This window comes from Stenotrophomonas sp. PI_27 (assembly GCF_027854495.1).
GTDB lineage: Bacteria > Pseudomonadota > Gammaproteobacteria > Xanthomonadales > Xanthomonadaceae > Stenotrophomonas > Stenotrophomonas pavanii.
Window position 1 is genome coordinate 77,687 of sequence record NZ_JAJNOF010000010.1, and the last position, 20,711, is coordinate 98,397.

18 protein-coding genes are annotated in these 20,711 nt (G+C 67.1%); 11 read left to right on the forward strand and 7 right to left on the reverse strand.

The window, feature by feature from the left end:
- Positions 1-17: 17 nt before the first annotated feature.
- From LRM18_RS14005 to LRM18_RS14015, 3 genes are all read left to right on the forward strand, one after another.
- Entirely contained in the window at positions 18-1,304 is a 1,287-nt protein-coding gene (locus LRM18_RS14005; protein WP_270954849.1) for a nucleotide sugar dehydrogenase, read from the forward strand.
- Between the two features lie 55 nt (positions 1,305-1,359).
- Positions 1,360-2,982: an FMN-binding glutamate synthase family protein gene (locus LRM18_RS14010; protein WP_064238081.1), complete on the forward strand. Its 1,623-nt coding sequence runs from the start codon at positions 1,360-1,362 to the stop codon at positions 2,980-2,982.
- An 84-nt stretch (positions 2,983-3,066) separates the two neighbouring features.
- Positions 3,067-3,528, forward strand: coding sequence for a GNAT family N-acetyltransferase (locus LRM18_RS14015; RefSeq protein WP_270954850.1), 462 nt, complete (start codon positions 3,067-3,069; stop codon positions 3,526-3,528).
- A gap of 37 nt (positions 3,529-3,565) precedes the next feature.
- Here the strand turns inward: LRM18_RS14015 and LRM18_RS14020 are convergent, their stop codons facing one another.
- Positions 3,566-4,813 (reverse strand): TIGR03862 family flavoprotein, encoded by a 1,248-nt coding sequence (locus tag LRM18_RS14020; RefSeq protein ID WP_270954851.1) that lies wholly within the window; start codon positions 4,811-4,813, stop codon positions 3,566-3,568.
- Complete coding sequence (locus LRM18_RS14025) at positions 4,800-5,234, reverse strand: FKBP-type peptidyl-prolyl cis-trans isomerase (protein WP_049468561.1); 435 nt, start codon at positions 5,232-5,234, stop codon at positions 4,800-4,802. The genes LRM18_RS14020 and LRM18_RS14025 overlap by 14 nt, the downstream gene beginning before the upstream one ends.
- Positions 5,235-5,303: 69 nt before the next feature.
- Here LRM18_RS14025 and LRM18_RS14030 point away from each other — a divergent pair, with 69 nt between their 5' ends.
- The 4 genes from LRM18_RS14030 to LRM18_RS14045 all read left to right on the forward strand — a co-directional run bounded on the left by LRM18_RS14030 (position 5,304) and on the right by LRM18_RS14045 (position 8,577).
- Positions 5,304-5,669 (forward strand): DUF6164 family protein, encoded by a 366-nt coding sequence (locus LRM18_RS14030; RefSeq protein WP_049468563.1) that lies wholly within the window; start codon positions 5,304-5,306, stop codon positions 5,667-5,669.
- 358 nt (positions 5,670-6,027) lie between these two features.
- Positions 6,028-6,795, forward strand: a complete 768-nt coding sequence (locus LRM18_RS14035; protein ID WP_270954852.1) for a sulfurtransferase — start codon at positions 6,028-6,030, stop codon at positions 6,793-6,795.
- 221 nt (positions 6,796-7,016) lie between these two features.
- Positions 7,017-8,012: an LLM class flavin-dependent oxidoreductase gene (locus tag LRM18_RS14040; RefSeq protein ID WP_053463437.1), complete on the forward strand. Its 996-nt coding sequence runs from the start codon at positions 7,017-7,019 to the stop codon at positions 8,010-8,012.
- Between the two features lie 67 nt (positions 8,013-8,079).
- Positions 8,080-8,577 (forward strand): pyridoxamine 5'-phosphate oxidase family protein, encoded by a 498-nt coding sequence (locus LRM18_RS14045; RefSeq protein ID WP_270954853.1) that lies wholly within the window; start codon positions 8,080-8,082, stop codon positions 8,575-8,577.
- 1,033 nt (positions 8,578-9,610) lie between these two features.
- Here LRM18_RS14045 and LRM18_RS14050 read toward each other — a convergent pair.
- Both LRM18_RS14050 and LRM18_RS14055 read right to left on the reverse strand, forming a co-directional pair.
- Positions 9,611-10,270 (reverse strand): exopolysaccharide biosynthesis protein, encoded by a 660-nt coding sequence (locus tag LRM18_RS14050; RefSeq protein ID WP_064238090.1) that lies wholly within the window; start codon positions 10,268-10,270, stop codon positions 9,611-9,613.
- On the reverse strand, positions 10,254-11,558 hold the full coding sequence (locus tag LRM18_RS14055; protein ID WP_032959200.1) for a hemolysin family protein: 1,305 nt from the start codon (positions 11,556-11,558) through the stop codon (positions 10,254-10,256). The genes LRM18_RS14050 and LRM18_RS14055 overlap by 17 nt, the downstream gene beginning before the upstream one ends.
- A gap of 292 nt (positions 11,559-11,850) precedes the next feature.
- Here LRM18_RS14055 and LRM18_RS14060 point away from each other — a divergent pair, with 292 nt between their 5' ends.
- Both LRM18_RS14060 and LRM18_RS14065 read left to right on the forward strand, forming a co-directional pair.
- Positions 11,851-12,477 (forward strand): DUF47 family protein, encoded by a 627-nt coding sequence (locus tag LRM18_RS14060; RefSeq protein ID WP_004152833.1) that lies wholly within the window; start codon positions 11,851-11,853, stop codon positions 12,475-12,477.
- A 13-nt stretch (positions 12,478-12,490) separates the two neighbouring features.
- On the forward strand, positions 12,491-13,612 hold the full coding sequence (locus tag LRM18_RS14065; RefSeq protein WP_064238092.1) for an inorganic phosphate transporter: 1,122 nt from the start codon (positions 12,491-12,493) through the stop codon (positions 13,610-13,612).
- A gap of 355 nt (positions 13,613-13,967) precedes the next feature.
- Here LRM18_RS14065 and LRM18_RS14070 read toward each other — a convergent pair whose 3' ends face one another.
- The 3 genes from LRM18_RS14070 to parE form a co-directional block, all read right to left on the reverse strand.
- The gene (locus LRM18_RS14070) at positions 13,968-15,464 is read right to left on the reverse strand and encodes a S10 family peptidase (RefSeq protein WP_164688104.1); all 1,497 of its coding nucleotides are present in this window, start codon (positions 15,462-15,464) and stop codon (positions 13,968-13,970) included.
- Positions 15,465-15,574: 110 nt separating this feature from the next.
- Entirely contained in the window at positions 15,575-16,153 is a 579-nt protein-coding gene (locus LRM18_RS14075; RefSeq protein ID WP_053507024.1) for a GNAT family protein, read from the reverse strand.
- Positions 16,154-16,348: 195 nt separating this feature from the next.
- Positions 16,349-18,238, reverse strand: coding sequence for a DNA topoisomerase IV subunit B (gene parE, locus LRM18_RS14080; RefSeq protein ID WP_049464702.1), 1,890 nt, complete (start codon positions 18,236-18,238; stop codon positions 16,349-16,351).
- A gap of 160 nt (positions 18,239-18,398) precedes the next feature.
- On the opposite strand from parE, the gene LRM18_RS14085 reads away from it, so the two are divergent.
- Together LRM18_RS14085 and LRM18_RS14090 are read left to right on the forward strand one after the other, a co-directional pair.
- Positions 18,399-18,632 carry a hypothetical protein gene (locus LRM18_RS14085; RefSeq protein WP_270954854.1) on the forward strand — a complete coding sequence of 78 codons (234 nt, stop codon included), beginning with the start codon at positions 18,399-18,401 and terminating at the stop codon, positions 18,630-18,632.
- 397 nt (positions 18,633-19,029) lie between these two features.
- Entirely contained in the window at positions 19,030-20,694 is a 1,665-nt protein-coding gene (locus LRM18_RS14090; protein WP_053506902.1) for a CTP synthase, read from the forward strand.
- Positions 20,695-20,711 lie beyond the last annotated feature (17 nt).

The following is a 20,711-nucleotide window of genomic DNA, read 5'->3' on the forward strand; positions in this document are numbered from 1 at the left end:
TTGCGCGGGATGCGCCAGTGAGCGCGCCGCTGTCGGCGGCGGAGTCGCCGCGTTTCGCGGTGATCGGGCTGGGCTACGTGGGGTTGCCGCTGGCCGTGGCCTTCGGCCGGCACTGGCCGACCCTCGGCTTTGACATCGATCCCGATCGCATCGCCGAGCTGCGCGATGGCCGGGACCATACGCTGGAAATGGAGGCCGACGAGCTGGCCAGTGCGCAACTGCTGCAGTACGGCAGCGAGCCGGACCTGCTGGATGCCTGCAACGTCTACATCGTCACCGTGCCGACGCCGATCGATGCGTACGAGCAGCCCGACCTGGAGCCGCTGCGTTCGGCCACGCGCCTGATCGCCAGCCATCTTCGCGCGGGCGACCTGGTGATCTACGAATCCACGGTGTATCCCGGCACCACCGAAGAAGTCTGCGTGCCGCTGCTGGAGCAGGTCTCCGGGCTGCGCTTCAACGTGGACTTCTACTGCGGTTACAGCCCGGAACGGGTCAGTCCCGGCGACCGCCATCGGCGCCTGGCCGACATCCGCAAGATCACTTCCGGCTCGACGCCGGAAGTGGCGGCGGTGATCGATGGCCTGTACCAGCGCATCATCGCCGCCGGGACCTTCCCGGCGCCATCGATGCGCGTGGCCGAAGCGGCCAAGGTGGTCGAGAACATCCAGCGTGACGTCAACATCGCGCTGGTCAATGAGCTGGCGCTGATCTTTGACCGGCTCGGCATCGATACCCAGGATGTACTCGATGCCGCCGGCAGCAAATGGAACTTCCTGCCTTTCCGGCCGGGGCTTGTCGGCGGCCACTGCATCGGCGTGGACCCGTACTACCTGCTGCACAAGTCCGAGAGCGTGGGCTACCACCCCGACCTGATCCACACTGCGCGGCAGGTCAACAACCGCGTCGGTGAACATGTGGCGTCGCGGGTGCTGGCGATGCTGGCCGAACGCGGCCGCGCACCCGCACAGTCGCGCATCCTGGTGCTGGGCGTGACCTTCAAGGAGGATTGCCCGGACCTGCGCAACAGCCGCGCGCTCGAGCTGGCGCAGCGCCTGCGTGATGCCGGCGCCGAGGTCGAGGTCAGCGATCCGTGGGTCGGCCCGGCGGCACTGGCCGATGCAGGCCTGGACTGGCGGCCCGAGCCGCAGGCGGGGCGTTACGACGCGGTGGTGCTGGCGGTGGCCCACGCCCGTTTCAAGGCGATGGGCGAGGCGCAGATCCAGGCGCTGCTGGCACCTGATGGCCTGGTCTACGACGTGAAATCGGCCTGGCCGCGCAATGTGGTTGACGCTCGCCTGTAAACGCCGGTGCTGGCCGGCGCGGTAGACTCGCAGGCAGTTGCAACCAAGGAACGCCATGCACCGGTATATCGTCTACCTGCTCGCCATCCTGATGTTTCCCATCTGCCTGTGGCTGGCCACGATCTGGCCGGCCTGGTACTGGGGCGTCGGCCTGACTGCCGCGATGGTGGCGCTGGGGACCTGGGACCTGCTGCAGAAGCGCAGCACGCTGCGCCGCAACTATCCGGTGATGGCGCATTTCCGCTACGGCCTGGAATCGATCGGCCCGGAGATCCGCCAGTACTTCGTGCAGAGCGACCTGGAGGACGTGCCGTTCTCGCGCCAGCAGCGTGCGCTGATCTACCAGCGCGCCAAGAACGAGATGGACACGGTGCCGTTCGGCACCCTGCGCAGCACCTATGCGGTGGATTATGAGTGGATCAACCACTCGCTGGCGCCGACCGCCATCGCCAAGCACGATTTCCGCGTGCTGATCGGTGCCAACTGTGCAAAGCCGTATTCGGCGAGCGTGTTCAATATTTCGGCGATGAGCTTTGGCTCCCTGTCGGCCAATGCGATCCGCGCATTGAACGAAGGCGCGCGGCGCGGTGGTTTCTACCACGACACCGGCGAAGGTTCGATTTCGCCGTACCACCGCGAGATGGGCGGCGATCTGGTGTGGGAGATCGGCTCGGGCTATTTCGGTTGCCGTGACGAGAAGGGCGGCTTCAGCGAAGAGCGCTTCATCGCCAATGCCACCCACGACCAGGTCAGGATGATCGAGATCAAGCTGTCGCAGGGCGCCAAGCCCGGCCACGGCGGCGTGCTGCCGGCACCGAAGGTGACCGCCGAGATCTCGGCCACCCGTGGCGTGCCAATGGGCGTGGACTGCGTCTCGCCGTCGCGTCACTCGGCCTTCTCCACGCCGGTCGAGCTGCTGCAGTTCGTGGCCCGGCTGCGCGCGCTGTCCGGTGGCAAGCCGGTTGGCTTCAAGCTGGCCATCGGCCACCCCTGGGAATGGTTCGGCATCGCCAAGGCGATGCAGGAAACCGGGCTGCTGCCGGACTTCATCGTCGTCGATGGTGCCGAGGGCGGCACCGGCGCGGCACCGGCCGAATTTGTCGACCATGTCGGCGTACCGATGCACGAAGCACTGCTGCTGGTGCACAACACCCTGGTCGGCCTGGACCTGCGCGAGCGCATCCGCATCGGCGCGGCCGGCAAGATCACCAGTGCATTCGACATCGCGCGCACCATCGCCCTCGGTGCCGACTGGTGCAACGCCGGTCGTGGCTTCATGTTCGCACTGGGGTGCATCCAGTCGCTGAGCTGCCACACTGACAAGTGCCCGACCGGCATCGCCACCCAGGACCCGGCGCGCTGGAAGCACCTGGATGCACCGGACAAGGCCACCCGGGTGTACAGCTATCACGAGCACACGCTGCATGCGTTGAAGGAGTTGTTGTGTGCCGCGGGCCTGAACGATCCGGCCGAGCTGGGGCCGGAGCACATCCTGCGTCGTGTTTCGCCCGTGGAGATCCGCTCGCTGGCCTCGCTCTACCGCTACCTGGAACCGGGCGAGCTGCTGCACAAGGTGCCCGACCATGCGGTGTTCCATGCGTTCTGGGCCGATGCGCGCAGCGACTCGTTCCAACCGCCGCCGAAGATCCAGGCGCTGCGCGCCAGCAAGTCGCGCTAATGTCCCTGTAGCGTCGAGCCATGCTCGACTGCTTGTCTGGAACGAAGAACAGTCGAGCAGGGCTCGACGCTACAAGGAGACGGCATGCAGTTCAGGACCGGCACCATCGATGATGTCGCCACGCTGTGGGCGCTGCGCACGCGTTGTGTGCGTGAAACCTGCAGCAGTCACTACCCTCCCGAGGTCATTGCACCGTGGTCGGCATCGCCGCCACCTTCGCAGTACGCGCGGTTGCTGGGGCAGGGCGGTTGCGTGGTGGCCGAGGACGGGCAGGGCGGCCTGCTCGGTTTCGGCGTGTTTGATGCCGAGGCCAATGAGGTCGACGCGTTGTTTGTCGATCCGGATCGTGGCGGAAAAGGGATCGGCCAGGCGCTGATGCAGCGCCTGTTGGCGATGGCCGATCATGAGCGTGAGGTGGTGCTGTCGGCCTCGCTCAATGCCGTGCCGTTCTATCAACGTCAGGGCTTTGTCAGCGTGCGCGAAGAGACTTACCCGCATCCCAGCGGCGTGGCGCTGGCCTCGGTGAGCATGCGCCGGCCGTGGTGATGTAGCGTCGAGCTTGCTCGACGCTACAACGCAGGCGTCACCGTCCGGCCAGCCACCCGATCACGCCCTCGGCCGCGCGCAGGCCACTGGCGTAACACGCGGTCAGCAGGTAGCCACCCGTCGGCGCTTCCCAGTCCAGCATCTCGCCCGCGCAGAATACGCCGGGCACTGTCCGCAGCATCAGGCCGTCATCCATCGCATCCAGGCGCACGCCGCCGGCAGTGCTGATCACTTCGGCCATGGGTCGCGGCCGCAGCAGCCGCAGCGGCAGGCGCTTGAGCGTGGCAGCGACCGACGCTAGGTCGTTGCCCGCGTCCTTGCCGAGCAACTCGAACACCAGCGCGGCCTTCACCGCATCCAGGCCGGCCTGGCGGCGCAGGTGCTCACCGAAGCTGCGGCCCTTGCGCGGGCGCGACAGTTCGGCCTGCAGGCGCGCCTCGTCGCGGCCCGGCACCAGGTCCAACCACAGCATGGCGTGGCCATCACGGTTGACGGTCTCGCGCAGATCCGCTGCCAGTGCGTAGACCAGGCTGCCTTCGATGCCGTATCCGCTGACCACGCATTCGCCCTGCAGCGACTGTGGTTGTCCGTCCAGGTCGATCCAGTGCGCGACCACCGGCTTCAACGGCGCGCCGGCGTTGCGCTGGGCGAAGAACGGCGTCCAGTCCACATCGAAACCGCAATTGGCCGACTGCAGCGGCGCGACATCCACGCCACGCGCCTGCAGGGCAGCGACCCAGGCGCCATCACTGCCCAGCTGTGGCCAGCTGCCGCCCCCCATGGCCAGCACGGTGGCATCGGCGTGAACCTCGATTTCGCCCGCTTCAGTGGCGAAGCGAAGCGCGCCGTCGTCACTCCAGCCGATCCAGCGATGGTTGGCATGCAGGCGCACGCCCTGTTCCTTCAGGCGGCGCACCCAGCCGCGCAGCAGCGGCGCGGCCTTGCGGTCGACCGGGAACACGCGGCCCGAGCTGCCCACATAGGTCTCCACGCCCAGGCCGGCGGCCCAGTCGCGCAGTGCCTGCGCGTCGAAGCCGTCCAGCCAGCGGCCCACGGCAGCGGCCTGTTCGCGGTAACGGCGGTCGAACAGCGGACGCGGATCGGAGTGGGTGAGGTTGAGCCCGCCCTTGCCGGCGATCAGGAACTTGCGGCCAGGCGACCCCTTCGCCTCGTACAGGTCGACGTCCAGCCCGGCGGCGCGCAGGCGCTCGGCAGCGAACAGGCCGGCCGGGCCACCGCCGATCACGGCAACCCGACGCGCATCGGCGGAATTACGGTTTGACATCAAGCAGCTCGACGTCGAACACCAGCGACGAACCGGCCGGAATCGGGCCGACCCCGCGGTCGCCGTAACCATAGTCCGGCGGGATCATCAGCGTGCGCTTGCCGCCGACCTTCATGCCGGCCACGCCCTCATCCCAGCCGCGGATGACCTGGCCGGCGCCGAGCGCGAAGGTGAACGGCTGGCCGTGCTTGAAGGAGCTGTCGAAGGTCTTTCCGTGCTTGGTCTCGGTGCGGTTGTCGTAGATCCAGCCGGTGTAGTGCACGGTGACCTTGCTGCCGGGAACGGCTTCGGTGCCAGTGCCAGCGACGGTATCGATGCGTTCGAAGGTGGTCAGGGTGCCCCCCGGCGGCGGGCCGGACGGTTCGGTCGAGCAGCCAGCGGCGGCGAGGGACAGCAGCAGGGGAAGCAGCAGGCGGCGCATCGGGCGTCTCCGGTAGGCGCAGGTCGAGGGCGGCAAGGGTAGCGCATCGGCGCCGGGTATCATGGCGGCATGGCAAAACTCCTGCTCAATCTGCGCAATGTCGGTGACGACGAATATGCCGATGTCTGCACGCTGCTCGACCAGCACGGCATCGCCTGGTATCGCACCGAACCCAGCCCCTGGGGCATTTCCAACGGTGGCCTGTGGCTGCGCGAGGACGCCGATCATCCGCGCGCGAAGGCGCTGATGGCCGAGTACCAGGCGGCGCGCGGCGTGCGCGTGCGGGCCGAGCGCGAGCAGGCATTGCGGGATGGCACGGCGGAGACCTTCGGCAGCCTGTTCCGGCGGCGGCCGGTCTACGTGGTGCTGGTACTGCTGGGGATGGTGGCTGCGGCGGCGCTGGTGCTGCTGCCGTTCGTGCTGTTGCGGGGGTAGAGCGTTCGGCCGGGTTGCACCCGGCACCCGCCGATGCAACGGCAACAGCAACAGCAGGCAATCCGTGGCGGGCAGGGCGGTGTGGGCAGGCGGAACACGCCGTAAACCCGCGCTCCGCGGTCCGGCCCAGCCGCTGGCGACTGTGCGTTCGGGCGCTTGCGAAGCAGTGCTTCGCAAGCAAAGCGCCCTCACCCTTTGGGGCTCGATGGCGCCATCCATGGCGCCAACGGTCCCGCCTGCCCACACCGCCCTGCCTCTGACAGGTTCCGGGTGCCTGCCGGGGCCGGATCCCTCTGCCGTGCAGAGGGCGCTGACCCCTGAATCTGTCTGTGCGGGCGGGAGGCGCTAAAATGGCGGGATGATCGCCAACACCGCTGCCTACCATTTCGCCGTCATCGACCACCCCCAGGCCCTGTGCGACCAGCTGCTGGCGCGTGCCCAGGCGGCCGGGTTGCGGGGCACGATCCTGGTGGCGGGCGAGGGACTGAACCTGTTCCTGGCCGGTGCACCGGACGCGGTCGAGGACTTCTACGCGGCGCTGCGCGCCGATGTGCGTTTCGCCGATATGCGGGTCAAGACCAGCCTGAGCGAGCACCAGCCGTTCGCAAGGCTGAAGGCCAAGGTGAAGGACGAGATCATCAGCTTCCGTCGCGATGACGGCCAACCGCTGGACTATCCGCGCGCACCGTCGGTCGACCCGGCCACCGTGCAGCGCTGGCTGCGGCAGGGGCACGACGACGCCGGCAAGCCGGTGGTGATGCTCGATACCCGCAACCTGCAGGAAGTGGAGTACGGCACGTTCAAGGATGCGCTGGTGCTGCCCATCCACAAGTTCACCGAGCTGCCCGAGGCGCTGGCGCCGCACCGCGAAGCGTTGAAGGACAGCACCGTGGTCAGCTTCTGCACCGGTGGCATCCGCTGCGAGAAAGCGGCGCTGTGGATGGTCAACGACGGCATGGACAACGTCCTGCAGCTCGACGGCGGCATCCTGGGGTACTTCGAGGAGGTGGGCGGCGAGGGTTACGAAGGCCGCTGCTTCGTATTCGACGAGCGCATTGCGCTGGATGCGGAACTAAAGCCGATGGTCGACCAGCCGTTGCCGGAGCCGCGCCCGAGCGCGTTCTGACCGCGCTCCGGTAGAGCCGGCCGCTGGCCGAGCGCGAAGCCCTCTACCTGAATGCCGGCCAGCGGCCGGCACTACCAATCGCGCTTGTCGCGGATCAGGGCACCCGGATCGGCCCGGTCAGCGCCGAACCCGCGCCGCGGGAATCAGCATCCTGCCACCGGCACTGGCCGCTGCGCCCGGCCGACCCCATGCAGGGGGGATCCTGTGACGGAAAACCGCTGATGATCCCGTTGTCGATCCTTGACCTGGCCCCGGTCTGCGAGGGCAGTGACACCACCGCCGCCTTCGCCAACATGCTGGAACTGGCCCAGCATGCCGATGCGCTGGGCTACCGCCGCTATTGGCTGGCCGAACACCACAACATGCCGGGCATCGCCAGCGCGGCCACGGCCGTGCTGATCGGCCACGTCGCGGGCGGCACGCGGCGCATCCGCGTCGGTGCCGGCGGCATCATGCTGCCCAACCATGCGCCGCTGCAGGTGGCCGAGCAGTTCGGCACGCTGGCGTCGCTGTATCCGGACCGCATCGATCTCGGCCTCGGCCGTGCGCCGGGCACCGATCAGCCGACTGCGCGTGCACTGCGCCGCTACTTTGACAGCGCCGACCAGTTCCCGCAGGACGTGCGCGAGCTGCTGCACTACTTCGAGCCGGTACAGCCCGGGCAGGCGGTGCAGGCGGTTCCGGGCGGTGGCCTGCGGGTGCCGACCTGGATCCTGGGGTCCAGCCTGTTCGGCGCGCGCATGGCCGCCGCGATGGGCCTGCCCTATGCGTTCGCTTCGCACTTCGCGCCCGACGCCATGGACGAGGCGCTGGCGGTGTACCGCCGCGAGTTCCGCCCCTCGGCCACGTTGAAGCAGCCGCACGCGATGCTGGCCCTGAATGTCGTCGCCAGTGACAGCGAGGCCGAATCGCGCCGCCTGTTCACCAGCCAGCAGCAGAGTTTCGTCAACCTGCGCCGCGGCCGGCCGGGCAAGATTCCGGCGCCGATCGACGACATCGAAGCGTTCTGGGAGCCGCACGAAAAGCTCGGCGTGGAGCGGGCCCTGGCCTGCACCGTGCTCGGCGATCCGCAGCAGGTGGCCGATGGCATCGCCGCGTTCGTTGAGCGGCACTCGCCGGACGAGCTGATGCTCACCGCCAACCTGTACGACCACCGCGCGCGCCTGCGTTCGTTCGAACTGGCGATGCAGGCCTGGCACGCCCGCCACGCGGGCTGAACAATGGCGTCACGGCCCGTTGCAGCCGCGACGGGTCTGATGGGGGCTCTACCCATTGGAGCCTCCCATGGCGGATACCCGCGCCGAACACATCGCCCAGCTGGCCGAACTGATCAAGGACGTGGAGGTGGCGATGTTCACCACCACCGGCGTCGACGGGCGGCTCTACAGCCGACCGCTGGCCACCCAGCAGGTCACCTTCGACGGTGACCTGTGGTTCGTCATCACCGCCGACAGCCCGAAGGTTGCCGAGATCGCGCTTGATCCGCACGTCAACGTGGCCTATGCCTCGCCTTCGAAGAACACCTACGTCTCGGTGGCAGGGCGCGCGCGCATCGTTGACGACCGCGCGAAGATCGAGGAACTGTGGTCGCCGGCGATGAAGCTGTTCTTCCCCGGCGGCAAAGACGACCCGAACCTGCGCCTGATCCACGTGCGGGCCGATTCGGCCGAGTATTGGGATGGTCCGGGCACGCTGCTGGGCAAGGCGTTGGATTTCGTGCTGTCGGCGGTGCAGGACGAGCCGGCGCAACTGGCCGACAACGGCTTCATCGATCTTCGGTGATGACCGATGTCCGGTACGGGTAGTGCCGGCCGCTGGCCGGCAGACCTGGAAACGTGGCGGTCGGCCAGCGGCCGGCTCTACCGGGTTCCGGTTCAGAACCAACGCAGGAACAGGTCCACCGTCGCGGCGATCCAGTTGAACAGCCTCAGTCGGTGATGCCCGTCGTCCCGTATTGGTAGTGCCGGCCGCTGGCCGGCAGACCTGGAAACGTGGCAGCCGGCCAGCGGCCAGCTCTACCGGGTTCCGGCTCAGAACCAGCGCTGGAACAGGTCCACCGTCGCGGCGATCCAGTTGAACAGCCTCAGTCGGTGATGACAGATGTCCGGGTATTGGTAGTGCCGGCCGCTGGCCGGCAGACCTGGAAACGTGGCAGCCGGCCAGCGGCCGGCTCTACCGGGGTCCGGCTCAGAACCAACGCGGGAACAGGTCCACCGTCGCGGCGATCCAGTTGAACAGCATCAGTTGGTGATGACAGATGTCCGGGTACTGGTAGTGCCGGCCGCTGGCCGGCAGACCTGGAAACGTGGCAGCCGGCCAGCGGCCGGCTCTACCGGGTTCCAGCTCAGAACGAGCGTTGGAACAGGTCCACCGTCGCGGCGATCCAGTTGAACAGCCTCAGTCGGTGATGACCGGTGTCCGGGTATTGGTAGTGCCGGCCGCTGGCCGGCAGACCTGGAAACGTGGCAGCCGGCCAGCGGCCGGCTCTACCGGGTTCCGGCTCGGAACCAACGCGGGAACAGGTCCACCGTCGCGGCGATCCAGTTGAACAGCCTCAGTCGGTGATGACCGATGTCCGGGTACTGGTAGTGCCGGCCGCTGGCCGGCAGACCTGGAAACGTGGCAGCCGGCCAGCGGCCGGCTCTACCGGGTTCCGGCTCAGAACCAGCGCTGGAACAGGTCCACCGTCGCGGCGATCCAGTTGAACAGCCTCAGTCGGTGATGACCGGTGTCCGGGTACTGGTAGTGCCGGCCGCTGGCCGGCAGACCTGGAAACGTGGCGGCCGGCCAGCGGCCGGCTCTACCGGGTTCCGGCTCAGAACCAGCGCTGGAACAGGTCCACCGTGTAACCCACCAGCTGCCCCGAACTGAAACCGAAGAAGGCGATCGCCGCCAACGCGGCGATCCAGTTGAACAGCATCAGCGCGCCATCGCGTTCCAGCAGCGCCAGCGAAAACAGCAGCAGCTGGAAGCCGAACAGGAAGTTGGTGAAGGGAATCGGCAACGACAGCAGCAGGCCCAGCAGCACCAGCAGCAGGCCGCTGAAGGCGTGGGCGGGGAGGGGCGTAAGCAGCTGCGGCAGGCGTGGCCTCAGCATCCTGTCCAGGCGCCGCAGCGGCCGGTCGATGCGGTCCAGGAAACGGTGCATGGTGCCGCGCTTGGGCCCGCGGCGGGCGATGAAACCGGGCAGCCAGGGCCGTCGCAGGCAGAACAGCATCTGCAGGCCGATCAGGATCACCAGCGGGCCGCTGACCGCGCCGCCCATGCCCGGGATCGGGATGAAGGACGGCAGGATCGCCACGAACAGGAACACGCCGAACGCGCTCTGCTGCAGGTTCCCGAGAATCTGGCCCAGCGGCATGTGCTCGGCCGGGTCGCCGGAGGCAAACATCTCCAGCAGGGTGCGGATGCCCTCGTTGCGGTAGGCCGGGCGCTCGCCGCCTTGACCTTGGCCGGCCTCAGGCGGTGAGCTCATCGGCCTGCTCGTCGGACAGCGTGCGCAGCAGCAGCTTGTCCACCCGCGCACCGTCCAGGTCGACCACTTCGAAGCGCCAGCCGGCCCAATCGAAGTACTCGCCTGCGTGCGGGATGCGGCCGAAGTAGTGGATGCACATGCCGGCCAGGGTGTAGTAATCGCCGTCCTCGGCATCGGGCAGCTCGTTGCTGCCGATCAGCTCGCGCAGGTCTTCGATCGGCAGCGAGCCATCCACCAGCAGCGAACCGTCCTCGCGGGTCACCACCAGCGCGTCTTCATCGGCATTCTCCACCGCCTGCAGGCGGCCGACGACGGCGCCCATCAGGTCGCTGATGGTCACCAGGCCCTGGATCTCGCCGTACTCGTCCACCACCAGCGCCATCGACTGCTGTTCCTCGCGGAAAATTTCCAGCAGCTTCATCGCATGGGTCGATTCGGAGACGTACAGCGGTTCGCGCAGGGTCTGGAACAGCGCGTTGTCGCCGCGCGCCATGCGCGTGGCCAGCGACTTCAGTTCAAGCACGCCGACCACGTCCATGTCGTTGTCGCGGTACACCGGGTACCGCGAGAACTCGTGCTCGGCCATGATTTCCAGGTTGCGCTCCAGCCCGGCCTGGGTGTCCAGCCAGGCAATGCGGTTGCGCGGGGTCATCAGGCTGTCGGCGGTGCGGTCACCCAGGCGCATGACACGGTTCATCATGTCGCGCTCGTGGGCGTCGATCACGCCGGCTTCATGGCTCTCGGCCACGAGCATGCGGATCTCTTCTTCAGTCACCGAGGCGACTTCATCCTTGCCCAGGCCGAACAGGCGCAGCACCAGCTGGGTGGTCTTGGACAGCAGCCAGACGAAGGGCAGGGCCAGCTTGGCCAGCCAGCTCATCGGCATCGCGACCAGGCCGGCGATGGCTTCCGAGCGGGTCAGCGCCAGGCGCTTGGGCACCAGTTCGCCGAAGATCAGCGTGATGAAGGTGATCAGGCTGACGGCCAGCGCGGTACCGATGTTGCCCGCGTAAGCAAACCCCGGCATCAGGCCCTGGATCCAGCCGGCGAAGGCCTCGCCCAGCGCCTCACCGCCGAGGTAGCCGGTGAGCACGCCGATCACGGTGATGCCGATCTGCACGGTGGACAGGAAGCTCTCCGGCTTCTCCGACAGCTCCAGCGCCTTGGCCGCGCGCTTGGAGGTGGCAGCCATCTGCTTCAGGCGGCTCTTGCGCGAGGTCATGACCGACATCTCGGACATGGCGAAGAAGCCGTTCAGCAGAACAAGCGCGAAGACAATCAGGATCATTTCAAACACGGGCGTCGTCCCCGGTTGGTGGCAGGGAGGGCGGGTGCTTGCGATGGCGGCAGGCGCTCAGGAACGGGGTCCGGCGCGGCGCAGGGGGATAAGGGTCGTCGTCCATAAGGTGCGCCCGAAGGCGCGCTGGCATCTTAGCAAAGGGGCGTGGCAGGGTGGCAACCGCCTGTTCAGGTTGGGGGTTCCGGCGCCCCGAAAGGGGGCGGGGATACCCGTGATGGTCATCTAGCCGTCATAATTCCGTCTGGTGCCGTCCTTCCCGCGACGGCTGACAGGTTTCTCAATGTTCTCTCTGCAGACCATTTTCGGTTCCGGCAAACAGTTCTACACCCTGCTCGATGAGGCTGCCGTCGCGGCGTCCGACGCCGCCAAGGCACTGCATTCCATGCTGCGCGAGGCCGATCGCCAGCCCGCGCTGGACGCCTTCAAGCTGGCCCGCCTGCGCGAACGCGCCGCCTCGGACAAGATCAGCCAGGCGCTGGTGGACAGCTTCATGACCCCGATCGAGCGCGAAGACATCGAAGCGCTGGGCTCGGCGCTGTACAAGATTCCGAAGCAGATCGAGAAGTTCGCCGATCGCTATTCGCTGGCCACGACCCACCTGGAGCACATCGACTTCGCGCCGCGCGCGGCGATGCTGGAACAGGCCGCCGGCGTGGTGGTGGAGATGGTGGCCGACCTGCGCCACATGAACCTGGACCGGATGACCGCGCTCAACGAGAAGCTGCGCTCGCTGGAGAACGAGGCCGACCGCCTGATGCTCGAGCTGTACCGCGACATCTATTCGGGCCGCCTGGACAACCTGCAGATGTTCCTGCTGAAGGAATTCTTCGAGATCCTGGAAAAGGCCATCGACCGTTGCCGCGAGGCCGGCGTGGTGGCGTACCAGATCGTGTTGAAGAACAGCTGACGGACGCCGCCGCATGTTGACCCTTGTCCTGGTGGTGATCCTGGCCGCGCTCGTCTTCGAGTTCATCAACGGCTTCCACGACACTGCCAACTCCATTGCCACGGTGGTGGCGACCAAGGTGCTCTCGCCCGGCTGGGCGGTGATGCTGGCCGCCTTCATGAACCTCATCGGTGCGCTGACCGGCACCGCGGTGGCGCTGACCATCGCCTCGGGCCTGCTCAACACCAACGTGGTCGAGGTCACCCCGCAGGTGATCCTGTGCGCCCTGCTGGGCGGCATCATCTGGAACCTGATCACCTGGTGGAAGGGCCTGCCGTCCTCGTCCTCGCACGCGCTGATCGGTGGCCTCTGCGGTGCCGGCCTGGCCGCGGCCCACAACAACTGGGACGCGCTGATCTGGTCCGAGCGCCTGGGCAGCTGGGCGCAGAACAAGGGCCTGCTGTGGAAGGTGTTCGTGCCGATGATCACCTCGCCGATCGCCGGCTTCCTGCTCGGCATCGTGGTGATGGTGCTGCTGTGGGCGCTGATCGCCGGCCTGGCCAAGATCGGTGGTGCCATCGGCCGCCTGGCCCGTCCGCGCATCGTCAACGCGTTCTTCGGCAAGGCGCAGATCGCGTCGGCGGCCTACATGGGCTTTGCCCACGGCCACAATGACGCCCAGAAGACGATGGGCATCATCGCCATGACCCTGATCGGTGCCGAAGCCACCGGCGCACTGGATGACCTGCCGTCCTGGCTGGCCTTCATGCACCCGGATGCGCATGCCGGTGACGGCATCGCGATGTGGATCGTGCTGACCTGTGCGGTGGTGATGGCGGCCGGTACCGCTTCGGGCGGCTGGAAAATCATCAAGACCCTGGGCCACAAGATGGTCAAGCTGCACCCGATCCACGGTTTCGCCGCGGAGACCAGCTCGGCCACCATCCTGACCCTGGCGGCCCACTTCGGTATGCCGGTCTCGACCACGCACAGCATCTCCACCGCGATCATGGGCGTCGGTTTCGCCAAGAACCCGCGTTCGCTGAAGTTCGGCGTGATCGAGCGCATCGTCTGGGCCTGGATCCTGACCATCCCGGCGGCCGGCGGTTGCGCCTACCTGATCCTGAAGCTGTTCGAGCTGTTCGGCTGGACCTGATGCCCGCAGCCCTGGGGTCAGAGCCCTTCCCCTGAGGAAAGGGATCTGACCCCGACAATCGAAAAAAGCCCGCCGGATTCCGGCGGGCTTTTTTCATGGCAGATCATTCTTCAGTATCCAGCGTGTCGACCAACGGTCGGCACCCACCAACAGCAGCAGGAACCTGTCAGCGGCGGGGTGGGGTGGATAGGCAGGACCGTTGGCGCCATGGATGGCGCCATCGAGCCCCCATGGACGGGTTTACGGCGTGTCCTGCCTATCCACCCCACCTCGCCAGCCCTCAGGAAGCCCGCTTTTGCCGTTGATCTTGCCGTAGCTGTCAGCGGGTGCCGGGCCACAGGCCCGGCCGAACCCCTCAATTCCGTTGGAACAGGGCCTGCACATCCTTGCGGAACGCCGCCTGGCTGTCGGCCCGGCTGTAGAACATGTGCCCGCCCGGATAGCTGCGCACCTGCACCCGGTCCGGATCGCTGCCCATCGTCGGCATCTGGTCCACGGTCAGGATCGATCCCATGAACGGGCACGACAGGTCGTTCCAGCCATGCACGATCAGCACCTGCAGGTGCGGGTCGATCGCCACCGCCTGGCGCAGCTGGGTCACCGCGCCCTGGCGCAGTTCGCCATTGCGGTCCCACAACCGGTTCACGTCGTAGTTCAGCGCCTGGTAGCGCGCATCTACTTTCCAGCCGACCACGCGTGTCACGAAGTCGACCATCGCCGTGGTGGTCGGCGCGATGATGCTGTCCAGCAGCGGATCGTTGGCGCGCTGTTCCGGATCATTCGGGAATGGGTCGAACGCGGTCACGTTGGAGTCGTAGCGGCTGCCCAGCGTGCCCTTGTCGCGGAACACCTCGCGCAGGTAGGCCTGGGTTTCCAGGCGGCCACCGGCACGGCGCACGAACTGCGGGTCCAGCCCGGTCAGCTCGGTCACCCGGCGCAGCATCGCCTCGGTTGCCTGCGGATCGCTGCGGCCCTTCATCAATGCGGTGGCGTAGTCGCCACGGGTGTACTCCACCACCTCACGCATCGCCGCATCGGTCAACCTGCCCTGGCGCTCCAGGTGCGCGGCAGCGATCGACGGCAGCGTCTGCATCCACGCCATCGGCGAGACGTCGGCGTTGTCTTCCAGGGTCGGGCTCAGGTAGGGCGAAACCAGTACCAGGCCGTTCATCGCCACGCCCAGCCGGGTCTGCAGGAAGTGGGTGATGCGCGGGCCACGGTAGCCACCGTAGCTCTCGCCGGTCAGGTACTTGCGCGATGCCATGCGCTGGTTGCGCAGCAGCCAGTCGTAGATCGAGCGCGACAGGTATTCGATGTCGGCAGCAGGGTTGTACAGCTGCTTCTTCGCTTCCTCGTCGCCAATGCGCGCGCGGCTGAAGCCGGTGCCGACCGGATCGATGAACACCAGGTCGGTGAAGTCCAGCCAGGTACCCGGGTTGTCGTGCAGGGTCGCCGGCGCCGACGCGCTGTCACCCTCGGAGCCGAAGGTCACCACCTTGGGTCCGATCGCGCCCATGTTGAGGTACACCGACGACGCGCCGGGACCGCCGTTGAGCGCGAAGGTCACCGGCCGGTCCTTGCCCGGCATCGTATAGGCGGTGAACACCACATCGGCGATCACCTTGCCCTTGGCATCGCGCACCGGCAGGGTGCCGACGGTGGCGGTGTAGTCGAGCGTGCGACCTGCCAGGCGCATGCTCTGGCGCGCCGAGGCATCGGCGGGCAGCGCAGGCGCTTCGGTCTTGTCGTCTTTCGGGTCGGGCTTGGGGTCGGCGTCGGGCGCCGCCAGCACGCTGGCAGGGGCGACGAGCAGGCCGACGCAGAGCGCGGCAGTGTGCAGCAGGGACTTCATGGCACCGGATCGGCAGCGGAAGGGGATTCCGATGCTAGGCCGGTGGCAGCCCATGCCGTATGTGTCCAAAGGCATGGCGTGGCGTTGTGGCCACGACTGGCCAGATTGGGTCAAGCCGGCAGGGTGGCGGCCGCTTCGTCATCGGCCAGCAGGCCATAGACGGCCGAGTCGGCCAGTTCCCCCTGGATCCGCCAGCGCTGGCGCAGCACGCCTTCGCGATGGAAGCCGAGGCGTTCGAGCACGTGCGCGGATGGCGCATTGCGCGGATCGATCTCGGCTTCCACCCGATGCAGGTGCAGGGTGCGGAACAGGTAGGCCAGCACCTGTTGCAGGGCCTCGTGCATGTAGCCCTGTCCCTGCCGATCAGGTGCCAGCAGGTAGCCGATCTCGGCGCGCGCTGCATCGCGGTCCACCGCGAACACCACGCAGATGCCCAGCAGCGGACCCTCCAGCGATTCACGCACCGCCAGCTTCAGCTGGCTGCCGATGGCTTGGGCGGCCAGATCATCGTCGATCTGCGCGCGTGCTTCGGCCTGGCGTGTCCAGGCCGGATGGTTCCACCAGCGCATCACATCGGGGTTGGACTGCAGCGTGAACAGCGCGGCGGCGTCGTCACGGCGGATCGGGCTCAGGACCAGCCGTGCACTGTGCAGCGGCAGGCCGGGGAACAGCAGCGAGTGGCTGGCCAATACGATGGTCCACACGGGTGGACGCGCATTATGGCGCTGCCGGGTTTGCCGATGGGGGCGTAATGCCAAGGGCGCATGAACCGGTAGTGCCGGCCGCTGGCCGGCCGTCGAGGTTGCCGGCCAGCGGCCGGCACTACCGGGCAACCGGCTCAGAGCCGTCTCCTGTCAGGAAACGGATCCGACCCCACGCCGGTATCAGACTTCCAGCGAGGCGAGGTCGCCCTTCGACTCCAGCCAGCCCTTGCGGTCGGAGGCGCGCTTCTTGGCCAGCAGCATGTCCATCAGCGAGCGGGTCTGTTCGCCATCGTCCACGGTCAGCTGCACCAGGCGGCGCGTATCCGGGTGGATGGTCGACTCGCGCAGCTGGTTCGGGTTCATCTCGCCCAGGCCCTTGAAGCGGGTGACGTTGACCGCGCCCTTGATCTTCTCGCGCTCGATCTTGTCCAGCATCGAACGCTTTTCTTCCTCGTCCAGGGCGTAGAACACCTGCTTGCCCACATCGATGCGGAACAGCGGCGGCATCGCCACGAAGACGTGGCCGGCATCGACCAGCGCCGGGAAGTGCTTCAGGAACAGCGCGGTCAGCAGGGTTGCGATGTGCAGGCCGTCGGAGTCCGCGTCGGCCAGGATCACCACCTTGCCGTAGCGCAGGCCGGTGATGTCGTCCTTGCCCGGGTCGCAGCCGATGGCCACGGCCAGGTTGTGCACTTCCTCCGAGGCCAGCACGCTGTTGGACGAGACTTCCCAGGTATTGAGGATCTTGCCGCGCAGCGGCAGGATCGCCTGGAAGTCCTTGTCGCGCGCCTGCTTGGCACTGCCACCTGCCGAGTCACCCTCGACCAGGAACAGCTCGGTGCGGGACAGGTCCTGGCTGATGCAGTCAGCCAGCTTGCCGGGCAGGGCCGGGCCCTGCGTGACCTTCTTGCGGACGACCAGCTTCTCGGTCTTCAGGCGTGCACTGGCGCGCTCGATGGCGATCTGCGCGATCTTCTCGCCCAGTTCCACGTTCTGGTTCAGCAGCAGGCTGAAGGCGTCGTGGGCGGCGCCCTCGACAAAGCCGGCCGCCTGGCGCGAGGACAGGCGTTCCTTGGTCTGGCCGCTGAACTGCGGGTCGGTCATCTTCAGCGACAGCACGAACGACACGCGGTCCCACACGTCCTCCGGGGCCAGCTTGACGCCGCGCGGCAGCAGGTTGCGGAAGTCGCAGAACTCGCGCAGCGCCTCGGTCAGGCCGGTACGCAGGCCGTTGACATGGGTGCCGTGCTGGGCGGTGGGGATCAGGTTGACGTAGCTTTCCTGCACCAGCTCGCCTTCCGGCAGCCACGCCACGGCCCAGTCCACCACCTCGGTGTCCTTCTTGAGGTTGCCGACAAACAGGTCGGCCGGCAGCGATTCGCGCTCGCCCAGTTCCAGCTTCAGGTAATCGCGCAGGCCGTCCTCGTAGTACCAGGTATCGACTTCACCGGTGGCTTCGTCGGTCAGCTTCACGGTCAGGCCCGGGCACAGCACGGCCTTGGCGCGCAGCAGGTGCTTCAACGCGCGCACCGCGAACTTCGGCGTATCGAAGTACTTCGGGTCCGGCCAGAAGCGCACGCGGGTACCGGTGTTCTTCTTGCCGACGCTGCCGACCACTTCCAGCGGCGTGGCGCGGTCGCCGTTGCGGAAGGTGATGCGGTGCTCGGCACCTTCGCGCTTGATGTGCACCTCCACCAGGGTCGACAGCGCGTTGACCACGCTGACGCCGACGCCGTGCAGGCCGCCGGAGAAGGTGTAGTTGTTGTTGCTGAACTTGCCGCCGGCATGCAGGCGGGTGAGGATCAGCTCGACGCCGGGGATCTTCTCTTCCGGATGGATGTCCACCGGCATGCCGCGGCCGTCATCGCTGACCTCCACGCTGCCGTCCTTGTACAGGGTGATCTCGATCGAGCGGGCGTGGCCGGCGAGGGCCTCGTCCACCGAGTTGTCGATCACTTCCTGCGCCAGGTGGTTCGGGCGCGCGGTGTCGGTGTACATGCCGGGACGGCGCTTGACCGGGTCAAGGCCGGACAGGACTTCAATATCGGCGGCGTTATAGCGGGCGTTCATCTATGTTCTAAAGCGCGGAGCGACGCGCAAGTGTGCGGTCTGGACGGCGATTTTGCACGCCTGCGGTTCAGCCTCGATGGCGGGGAGGGGGTAAAATGACAGCCGCTGGATTCTGAACGCCGGCGCCCGCACATCCCAGCCATACCGCGAGGAGGACTCCATGAAGAAGTTGCTGACCATTGCGATCCTGGCCGCTGCCGCCGTTGCAGTGCCGCTGGTGGTGGCGCAGAACGCCGGCCAGCCGGCCCCGCAGCAGGGTGACCAGGCCGACAGGGCGCAGGCCGAGGCCGACGCCAAGGCGAAGCGCCGTGCCCAGGCCAATGCCGAAATGAAGGCGCAGGGCCAGCCGACCCCGCAGCAGGAAGAGGAAGAGGAAGCGCGTAAGAAGCGCTGATCCCACGGCCTGCCAGACGCCCTTGCGACAAGGGCTGCGCTCCGGAACGCCCCGCCCAGCGGGGCGTTTCTTTTGAGGAACGTGGCGTCTGCCCCTTGGGTTGGCGGCCATCAATCTGTAAACTATGGCTTTCCGGGAGTAAGTGCGTGTCCACCCTTTGCGAATGGGCTGGCACGGCCAAGCGTGGCCGCCAGCAATGCGGGTCGCAGGTGACGGTCGATGTGGCCGGCACGGCCGCCCCGACCTCGCACGGTGGTCCCGGTCCGGCGCCTGCCGCGCGGATCCGCACCTCCCTCGCTGTTCCAGCGAACCGGAAAACCCCCTCTGAGCACCATGCCCGCCCTCCGGGTGCGCGTGGCGCTGCCGTTTTCCATTTCCAGACAGGATGCTTGCAGCCATGACTCCCTTGATTTTCGTAACCGGCGGCGTGGTGTCCTCGCTCGGCAAAGGCATTGCCGCCGCGTCGCTGGCCGCCATTCTCGAAGCCCGTGGCCTGAAGGTCACGATGATGAAGCTCGACCCGTACATCAACGTGGACCCGGGCACGATGAGTCCGTTCCAGCATGGCGAGGTCTATGTCACCGACGACGGTGCCGAGACCGACCTCGACCTGGGCCACTACGAGCGCTTCGTGCGTACCCGCCTGAGCCGCAAGAACTCGGTCACCACCGGTCGCATCTACGAGAACGTGATCCGCAAGGAGCGTCGTGGTGATTACCTCGGCGCGACCGTGCAGGTCATTCCGCACATCACCGACGAGATCCGCCGCTGCATCGATGAGGCCACCGAGGGCTACGACGTCGCGCTGGTCGAGATCGGCGGTACCGTCGGCGACATCGAGTCGCTGCCGTTCCTGGAAGCGATCCGCCAGGTGCGCACCGAGCGCGGGCCGGAGAAGGCGCTGTTCATGCACCTCACCCTGGTGCCGTACATCGGCGCCGCGGGTGAGCTGAAGACCAAGCCGACCCAGCATTCGGTGAAGGAACTGCGCTCGATCGGCATCCAGCCGGACGTGCTGCTGTGCCGCTCCGAACAGACCGTGCCGGACTCGGAGCGCCGCAAGATCGCCCAGTTCACCAACGTCTCCGAGCGCGCGGTGATCAGCGTGCCGGACGTCGACGTGCTGTACCGCATTCCGTCGGGCCTGCACGCGCAGGGCCTGGACGAGATCGTGGTCAACCAGCTGAAGCTGGCTGACAAGGCCGGTCCGGTCGATCTGTCGATGTGGGAGGATGCGGTTGACGCAACCCTGCATCCGCTGGATGAAGTCACCATCGCGGTGGTCGGCAAGTACGTCGATCACCAGGATGCCTACAAGTCGGTAGGCGAGGCGCTGAAGCACGGTGGCCTGCGCCAGCGCACCAAGGTCAACCTGAAGTGGCTGGAAGCGCAGGACCTGGAGGGCACCGACATGGCCGCACTGGCCGATGTCGACGGCATCCTCGTGCCGGGTGGCTTCGGTGACCGTGGTTTCGAAGGCAAGGTGCTGACCTCCAAGTTCGCCCGCGAGCAGCACGTGCCGTACTTCGGCATCTGCTACGGCATGCAGGCGGCCGTGGTCGACTACGCCCGCAACGTGGTTGGCCTGGAAGGCGCCAACAGCACCGAGAATGACCGCCAGTCGCCGAACCCGGTGATCGGCCTGATCACCGAATGGCGCACCGCCAGCGGCGATGTCGAGAAGCGTGACGACAAGAGCGATCTTGGCGGCACCATGCGCCTTGGCCTGCAGGAACAGCGCCTGAAGCCGGGCACGCTGGCCCGTGAGCTGTACGGCAAGGACGTGGTCGCCGAGCGCCATCGCCACCGCTACGAGTTCAACAACCGCTACCGCACCCAGCTGGAAGATGCGGGGCTGGTGATCGCTGGCAAGTCGATGGATGACACGCTGGTGGAAGTGGTCGAATTGCCGCGCGATACCCATCCGTGGTTCCTGGCCTGCCAGGCGCACCCGGAATTCCTGTCCACGCCGCGTGACGGCCATCCGCTGTTCATCGGTTTCATCCGTGCCGCGCGCGAGCGCAAGGCGGGCGGCAAGCTGCTTTCCGAAGCGCGCGCCTGACTTGTGAATGGGGGCTT

Bases quoted from the DNA above. Each gene is read 5' to 3' on its own strand.
- LRM18_RS14015 (WP_270954850.1), top strand. From the start codon at position 3,067: ATGCAGTTCAGGACCGGCACCATCGATGATGTCGCCACGCTGTGGGCG.
- LRM18_RS14045 (WP_270954853.1), top strand. From the start codon at position 8,080: ATGGCGGATACCCGCGCCGAACACATCGCCCAGCTGGCCGAACTGATC.
- parE (WP_049464702.1), bottom strand. From the start codon at position 18,238: ATGAACGCCCGCTATAACGCCGCCGATATTGAAGTCCTGTCCGGCCTT.
- LRM18_RS14065 (WP_064238092.1), top strand. From the start codon at position 12,491: ATGTTGACCCTTGTCCTGGTGGTGATCCTGGCCGCGCTCGTCTTCGAG.
- LRM18_RS14050 (WP_064238090.1), bottom strand. From the start codon at position 10,270: ATGAGCTCACCGCCTGAGGCCGGCCAAGGTCAAGGCGGCGAGCGCCCG.
- LRM18_RS14090 (WP_053506902.1), top strand. From the start codon at position 19,030: ATGACTCCCTTGATTTTCGTAACCGGCGGCGTGGTGTCCTCGCTCGGC.
- LRM18_RS14030 (WP_049468563.1), top strand. From the start codon at position 5,304: ATGGCAAAACTCCTGCTCAATCTGCGCAATGTCGGTGACGACGAATAT.
- LRM18_RS14060 (WP_004152833.1), top strand. From the start codon at position 11,851: ATGTTCTCTCTGCAGACCATTTTCGGTTCCGGCAAACAGTTCTACACC.
- LRM18_RS14055 (WP_032959200.1), bottom strand. From the start codon at position 11,558: ATGATCCTGATTGTCTTCGCGCTTGTTCTGCTGAACGGCTTCTTCGCC.
- LRM18_RS14010 (WP_064238081.1), top strand. From the start codon at position 1,360: ATGCACCGGTATATCGTCTACCTGCTCGCCATCCTGATGTTTCCCATC.
- LRM18_RS14085 (WP_270954854.1), top strand. From the start codon at position 18,399: ATGAAGAAGTTGCTGACCATTGCGATCCTGGCCGCTGCCGCCGTTGCA.
- LRM18_RS14035 (WP_270954852.1), top strand. From the start codon at position 6,028: ATGATCGCCAACACCGCTGCCTACCATTTCGCCGTCATCGACCACCCC.
- LRM18_RS14020 (WP_270954851.1), bottom strand. From the start codon at position 4,813: ATGTCAAACCGTAATTCCGCCGATGCGCGTCGGGTTGCCGTGATCGGC.
- LRM18_RS14040 (WP_053463437.1), top strand. From the start codon at position 7,017: ATGATCCCGTTGTCGATCCTTGACCTGGCCCCGGTCTGCGAGGGCAGT.
- LRM18_RS14025 (WP_049468561.1), bottom strand. From the start codon at position 5,234: ATGCGCCGCCTGCTGCTTCCCCTGCTGCTGTCCCTCGCCGCCGCTGGC.
- LRM18_RS14070 (WP_164688104.1), bottom strand. From the start codon at position 15,464: ATGAAGTCCCTGCTGCACACTGCCGCGCTCTGCGTCGGCCTGCTCGTC.